At 55.3% G+C, this 6,262-nt stretch carries 7 protein-coding genes; 1 reads left to right on the top strand and 6 read right to left on the bottom strand.

Features of this window, described 5'->3' with window-relative positions; translation table 11 throughout:
- Positions 1–101 precede the first annotated feature (101 nt).
- From mhpE to mhpB, 5 genes are read right to left on the bottom strand one after another with little or no spacing between them, the layout of a single operon-like run.
- Positions 102–1,112, bottom strand: coding sequence for a 4-hydroxy-2-oxovalerate aldolase (mhpE, locus tag YA0848_RS34460; protein WP_198731561.1), 1,011 nt, complete (start codon positions 1,110–1,112; stop codon positions 102–104).
- An 11-nt stretch (positions 1,113–1,123) separates the two neighbouring features.
- Complete coding sequence (locus tag YA0848_RS34455) at positions 1,124–2,062, bottom strand: acetaldehyde dehydrogenase (acetylating) (protein WP_198731560.1); 939 nt, start codon at positions 2,060–2,062, stop codon at positions 1,124–1,126.
- Positions 2,063–2,075: 13 nt separating this feature from the next.
- The gene (gene mhpD, locus YA0848_RS34450; RefSeq protein ID WP_198731559.1) at positions 2,076–2,870 is read right to left on the bottom strand and encodes a 2-keto-4-pentenoate hydratase; all 795 of its coding nucleotides are present in this window, start codon (positions 2,868–2,870) and stop codon (positions 2,076–2,078) included.
- Positions 2,871–2,882: 12 nt separating this feature from the next.
- Positions 2,883–3,740 (bottom strand): alpha/beta fold hydrolase, encoded by an 858-nt coding sequence (locus YA0848_RS34445; protein ID WP_198731558.1) that lies wholly within the window; start codon positions 3,738–3,740, stop codon positions 2,883–2,885.
- A gap of 23 nt (positions 3,741–3,763) precedes the next feature.
- Positions 3,764–4,708, bottom strand: a complete 945-nt coding sequence (gene mhpB, locus YA0848_RS34440; protein WP_198731557.1) for a 3-carboxyethylcatechol 2,3-dioxygenase — start codon at positions 4,706–4,708, stop codon at positions 3,764–3,766.
- Between the two features lie 338 nt (positions 4,709–5,046).
- On the opposite strand from mhpB, the gene YA0848_RS34435 reads away from it, so the two are divergent.
- Positions 5,047–5,712, top strand: a complete 666-nt coding sequence (locus tag YA0848_RS34435; protein ID WP_198731556.1) for a GntR family transcriptional regulator — start codon at positions 5,047–5,049, stop codon at positions 5,710–5,712.
- On the opposite strand, the gene YA0848_RS34430 is transcribed toward YA0848_RS34435, so the two are convergent.
- Positions 5,707–6,262: SphA family protein (locus YA0848_RS34430; RefSeq protein ID WP_198731555.1), on the bottom strand; the 556-nt coding region annotated here is incomplete at its 5' end. The genes YA0848_RS34435 and YA0848_RS34430 overlap by 6 nt on opposite strands.

The following is a 6,262-nucleotide window of genomic DNA, read 5'->3' as shown; positions in this document are numbered from 1 at the left end:
AAGTCTTTTTCAGGATTTCCCTTATTGTTGTGCTTAAAACCCCCTTCCCGAAGGGAAGGGGGCATCGCTGCAGACAGCTTGCGTGGAGCTGTCTGCGAACCTCAGCGCTTCAGCAGATCCAGGGCGACGTCAACGATCATGTCTTCCTGACCGCCGACCATCCGGCGCTTGCCAAGCTCAACAAGAATGTCGACGGCCTTAATGCCGTAGCGAGCCGAAGCAACCTCCGCATGACGAAGGAAGCTGGAGTACACGCCGGCGTAACCCAGAGCCAGGGTTTCACGATCGACGCGTACTGGGCGATCTTGCAGTGGACGCACCAGATCATCTGCAGCATCCATCAGGGCATAGAGATCAGTGCCATGGTTCCAACCCAGCTTGTCCGCTGCTGCAATAAATACCTCCAGCGGAGCGTTACCTGCACCGGCGCCCATACCGGAGAGGCTGGCATCAATTCGATCACACCCTTCTTCAACGGCGACAATCGAGTTAGCAACACCGAGGCTCAAGTTGTGGTGGGCATGGATGCCAGTGTGGGTCGCTGGATCGAGAACTGCTTTGACTGCACGGAAGCGCGCACGGATGTCATCCATGTTCATCGCACCTCCCGAGTCCACGACGTAGATGCAGGTGGCACCGTAGGTTTCCATCTGCTTCGCCTGCTGAGCGAGGCCTTCGGGCGTCTGCATATGGCTCATCATGAGGAAGCCGACCGTATCCATTCCAAGCTCACGGGCGTACTCGATGTGCTGCTTCGACACATCAGCTTCGGTGCAATGAGTGGCCACACGAACTACCCGAGCACCCGCAACATAGGCGGCCTTGAGATCGTGCAGAGTACCGATCCCTGGAAGCAGCAGAGTCGCGATCTTGGCGTGTTTGACCACATCTGCAGCGGCTTCAATCCACTCGATGTCGGTATGCGCACCAAAACCGTAATTGAAGCTGGAGCCCTGCAGGCCATCGCCGTGAGCCACTTCAATGGAATCCACTTTGGCGGCATCAAGCGCGCGAGCAATTGCCTGCACTTGATCCAAGGAATATTGGTGGCGAATGGCGTGCATACCATCGCGCAGGGTCACATCGGAGATGTAGAGCTTTTTACCGTTCATAACTGCACTCCTCAGGCCTGGCTCATGGACTGTGCCATGCGTTCAGCAGTTGCCAACGCAGCAGAAGTCATGATGTCGAGATTGCCCGCATACGCCGGCAAGTAATGGGCAGCCCCTTCAACCTCAATAAACACAGAGGTCTTCAGACCGCTGAATTTGCCGTGACCTGGGATGTTCAGCGGAGCAGCATCAGGTATCACTTCAAACTGCACCTTTTGCTTGAGGCGGTACCCCGGCACATAGGCATTCACCGCGGCAACCATCTCTTCGATAGAAGCCTCTACATGCTCTTGGTCTGCAGCTTCAGAGAGCACATATACGGTGTCACGCATCATCAGCGGCGGCTCCGCCGGGTTCATGATGATGATGGCTTTACCTTTCGCCGCGCCACCAATCGCCTCAATCGCCTTCGAGGTCGTCTCGGTGAATTCATCGATATTGGCTCGTGTGCCTGGACCAGCGGACTTGGAAGCAATGGATGCAACAATTTCCGCATAGTGCACTTTGGCGACCCGCGATACAGCAGCCACCATCGGAATGGTCGCTTGGCCGCCGCAGGTAACCATGTTGAGGTTCTGAGCGTCGACATGCTGCTCAAGGTTTACGACGGGAACACAGTACGGACCAATGGCCGCAGGAGTCAGATCGATCACCCGGATGCCTGGCTTTGTCGCACGCAGAAGTGCGTCGTTCTTGACATGAGCGCCGGCACTGGTCGCGTCGAAAACAAAATCGATGTCAGCAAACTCAGGCATCTTCACAAGGCCGGCAACACCTTCATGAGTGGTCGCAACGCCCATGCGTCCAGCACGAGCCAAACCATCAGAGGCTGGATCGATACCGACCATAACAGCCATCTCCAAATGCTCGGAGTTGCGCAGGATCTTGATCATCAGGTCGGTGCCGATGTTTCCGGAGCCAACGATGGCGACTTTACGTTTGGTAGTCATTTCTAAACCTCCGTCACACGACACTGAACGACACGCCGACTCGGCCAAGGCCTTCGATTTCGGCTTCAAAATGATCACCTGCGCTGACACCTACCATTGGCCCCAAGGCGCCGGTGAGAATGATGTCGCCTGCCTTGAGAGGTTCACCGAGCTCGACCATAGTGCGAGCCAGCCATGCTGCAGCATTCAACGGGTGGCCCAGGCATTCAGCGCCACTGCCAGAACTCACGACTTCGCCATTTTTGGACAGACGCATGGTCGCGCCGCGCAGATCAAGGCCATCTATACGTCGAGCTGGGCCGCCCAGGACAAAGCAGCCACTGGAAGCGTTGTCAGCCACGGTGTCTGCGAATTTGATGTTCCAGCCTTCGATACGGCTACCGACAACTTCTAGTGCCGGAATAACCCAGCCGGTTGCAGCAATGACATCCGCGAACGTGGTAGATGCACTTGGAAGATCACGCTCCAGGACTAATGCAATCTCAGCCTCAATTTTCGGCTGAAGGACGCGCTCAAATGGAATGACTTCGTTGTCGCCATAAGCCATGTCGGCAAACAAGCAGCCAAAGTCGGGTTGGTCCACACCGAGCTGGGCCTGGACCTTAGGGTTAGTCAACCCGATCTTACGGCCAACCAGACGCTGTCCATTGGCAATGGCATATGCCTGGTTCAAACGTTGAATCGCATAGGCATGTTCCACATTTGTGGCGCCGATGACGTCACGTAGTGGCGCAACCGGCTCGCCCTTTCCTTCGGCTCTGCGCAGGTCTGCCGCCAAGCGCTCAAGGGTCTCTTGTGTAATGTTCATGCGTGACCTCGGTCAGTGGGTGAGGAAATCGAGAACCATGCGGTTAAAGGTGTCCGCGTGCTCCCACTGCGCCCAGTGCCCGCACTTGTTGAATACATGCAGCTGGGAGTTAGGGATGCCAGCGACCAGGCGCAAGCCAGTGTCGAGTGGAACGAAACGGTCGTTGCGCCCCCAGATAACCAAGGTCTCTGCGTTTATTTCACCCAAGCGATGGCCAAAATCCGGGAATTGCTTCAGGTTGGCGGCAAGGCTTGCAGTGAAATTCTCAAGGTGGTCTTTACGGGCCAGCATGTTGTCCAACCGCGCTTGGAACAGCTCCTCTGTCAGATCGCTGGTGTCATATACGAAGATGTTCATCATCTTCTTGAGGTTTTCGATCGTGGGCTCGCGATACAAGCCATTGAGCAGCTTGATTCCTTCACTTGGCATCGGCACAAACGGGCTAACTCCACCAGTACCGCCTCCCATCAGAACCAATTTGCCAACGCGCTCTGGCCAGGTCAGAGAGAAGGCCACTGCAGAGTGACCGCCCATGGAGTTTCCGAGGATGTGAATCTTGTCCAGGTCGAGCTTGTCGACCAGTCCTTTGAGCACCCGAGCGTTCAGATCAGAGCGAGAACCGGTGCTCACGATCGAGTCACTCTTGCTCCAACCTGGGCAGTCCATCAGGATGACGCGAAAGCCGGCGTTAACCAGCGGCTCGATATTCCGATTGAAGTTGGCCCAGCCACTCGCACCAGGCCCTGAGCCGTGGAGCATCACAACAGTCTCTTTGCCTTCGCCGCAGTCGTTGTAGTGAATGTTCAAATCCAGATCGCCATCCTGGATGCGGATGAATTTGCTGGTTTCTTTTTCAGTGATAGCAGTCACGATTGAGTCTCCGTGAAGGTGTATTAGCGCTGGGTGTGCGCACTGATAGAGCCGAAGCCCGCGATCCATTCAGGAATCGGTCGGTAGTAGCGGTCGGTAGCGGTGTAGGCGCCGTGAGCCGACAGTGCCGAAAATGCGGCGACCCAAGCCTTGACCTCATGCGTCGATTTACCGGCCAGCTCGGAGAGATGGGCGTTACTGAGGTCATCAAGCTGGCTCAACAGATCCTGCTCAACGACATCCAAGAAGTACCGATCCCACTTAGGGTTCAGCGGATGAAGGGTGTTTTGATTTTCAACAAATCGTTCAGCAGCCACGACGACTCGTTGAGTCCGGGCATCGCGCTCTTCAGGCGGTAGGTTTCGACCACTGCCCATCAGTCGATCAGCCATGCGTGCATCGACCTTTGCCAACTCAGGCACCGGGGGCTGATGAGACAAACCGCCCGACCCCAAGAACAGCACTCGCTTATTGAGTCCGCGGGTGAAGCGGCCAATCGCGTCACCGAGCAACCGGACACGTTCAAACGTTGGCAGAGGTGGTGCCACACAGTTCACGAAAACAGGAAGAACGGGATACTTGTCCAAGCCGCCGAGCAGAAAATCCAGTGGCTGAGCAAAGCCATGATCGACCTGCATCCTGTAGGACACGGCCAGATCAATACCCGACGTCAGAACAGATTCAGCACAAGCTTCGGCAACATCTTTGGGTACGGACAGCGTACCGGCAAGCGAACCGAAATCGCCGATAGCTTCCGCTTCCATGCCTAAGCAAAAAGGCGGCATCACGTCGTAGAAAAAGCCGTTGTAGTGATCAGGCGCGAAGAGCACTACGAGTTCTGGGTTGAACGCTTCGATCCGCGCTCGAGCAGCTCGAACCACTTCGGCCACTTCATCCAGTACGTCTTGGTTTGGGTCGAAATGCCCAATGAGAGGGGTGTGCGACAGGCAATGCAGGTAAGCGTTCATCGGTACGGAACCTTTACGTCAATGCCCCAGTGCAGGCCGCCTCGCACTGGGACGGCATGAGCGCATCCGTTCAACGCCCATGAGGCGGCGGGACAGCGCCATGCAGGTAGATTTGTTTTTGTCTGCCCGATCATCATGCACGCTAGAATGCTAGCATGCAAGCGCTACAAGACCCGCTCATCGCTCTGTGATCGACCGCCCAGCCCCAAGATGAGAGCCGCCTTTCGACGAGTGACGACAGCGAAATTGGCTAGGATCTGGTTTACTATCAGAAATGCTAGAATGTAAGCCTGAACCTGACATCAATTCGCAACAACCGACCTGGGAATTCGACTCGAATGCAAGTGGCAAATAAAAAGACCGCTATCTACCAACATATTTTGGAGCGCCTACTCACTTGCAGATATGAGTTCGGGCAAAAAATTCTGGTCAAGGAAATTGGCGAAGAAACCGGTATCAGCCGCCAGCCGATCATGACTGCATTGAACAGTCTGCAAGAAAGGGGCTTCGTGGTGATCACGGCCCAGGTCGGATGCGAAGTGGTGCACCCTACACATTTGGAGGTTGATGATTTCTACGAGATGTTCTCAAACAACGAGGCACTAATTGCCGGGCTTGCCGCCGAGCGCGGGTCGCCTGAAGAAGTCTTGAGAATGACAGAAATCAACGACAAAATCAGGAGCATCAATCCGCAGCACAGTGACGCAGCCGAAAGCTATCGCGCGCTCAATGTCGATTTCCATAGATTGCTGCACTCCATGGCCAAATCCCCCATCCTCTCGGCGCGCCAAATTGCGAACTTCGAGCTGTCCGATTTCTTCATCGTTCAGACTTGTGGATTCCAAGTGCATCTGGGTGCCGCTACAGATGAGCACGATGGGATTATTGCAGCGCTGAAGACTAGAAACAAAAAGGCCGCAGCCGAAGCGGCTGCGAGCCATATTCATAGCGTAGCGCGAGATGTGGTTTCTAAAATGTCTGCAGACGCGAAGCTTGCCTCATAGGGGAAAGGCAAACTCAAGCCAGAGGGAATCGCCCTTGGGACCATTCCTGACGGAGGTCTCGCGCATCCACTTCAAGACCACTCCTGAGGTCTGGTCAAAGGCGTAAAAAATTTGCGGACCGATCGCAAATTTGCGCAGGCGGTTTCCGTCGTCCAACTCACCGTGATCCCACTGGTCATCGGTAACCTGCTTGGTGTAGTAGCCCACCAGGCCAAGCTGGACCTTCGGGTTCGACTGCAGCCTGTAGCCCAGTAAGTAGTCGATGTTCAGCACGTTCCCTGACCGGTAGTCAGTCTCATCGTTTTTCGCGTTGATGGTGAAGGTGGGGGCTACTGAGACCTCCCAATTTGGGTGCGGGAACCAGGTCAGATCAAACTCCTGGGTGTAGCTCGCGTTACCGGTTGGGCTATTCGCCAGCTTGCTTCCATCGTAGCTCCCAAGCGGAACGAAAGCACTGAAGCCGGTAAGCAAGTGCAGATTTTCGGATGGTGAGTATCCGATGTACAGCGGCGTGAGATACAGCTGCCTAAGGAAATCCTGAAAAAGACTT

The sequence above is a fragment of the Pseudomonas sp. S4_EA_1b genome (genome assembly GCF_016307435.1).
GTDB classification, from domain to species: Bacteria; Pseudomonadota; Gammaproteobacteria; order Pseudomonadales; family Pseudomonadaceae; genus Aquipseudomonas; species Aquipseudomonas rhodesiae.
Note: the sequence above shows the minus strand (reverse complement) of the source record. Positions and strands in the feature narration are given on the sequence as shown.

What these genes read in the sequence shown, in the direction of transcription:
- mhpE (WP_198731561.1), bottom strand. Translation starts at nt 1,112, where the DNA reads ATGAACGGTAAAAAGCTCTACATCTCCGATGTGACCCTGCGCGATGGT.
- mhpD (WP_198731559.1), bottom strand. Translation starts at nt 2,870, where the DNA reads ATGAACATTACACAAGAGACCCTTGAGCGCTTGGCGGCAGACCTGCGC.
- mhpB (WP_198731557.1), bottom strand. Translation starts at nt 4,708, where the DNA reads ATGAACGCTTACCTGCATTGCCTGTCGCACACCCCTCTCATTGGGCAT.
- YA0848_RS34455 (WP_198731560.1), bottom strand. Translation starts at nt 2,062, where the DNA reads ATGACTACCAAACGTAAAGTCGCCATCGTTGGCTCCGGAAACATCGGC.
- YA0848_RS34435 (WP_198731556.1), top strand. Translation starts at nt 5,047, where the DNA reads ATGCAAGTGGCAAATAAAAAGACCGCTATCTACCAACATATTTTGGAG.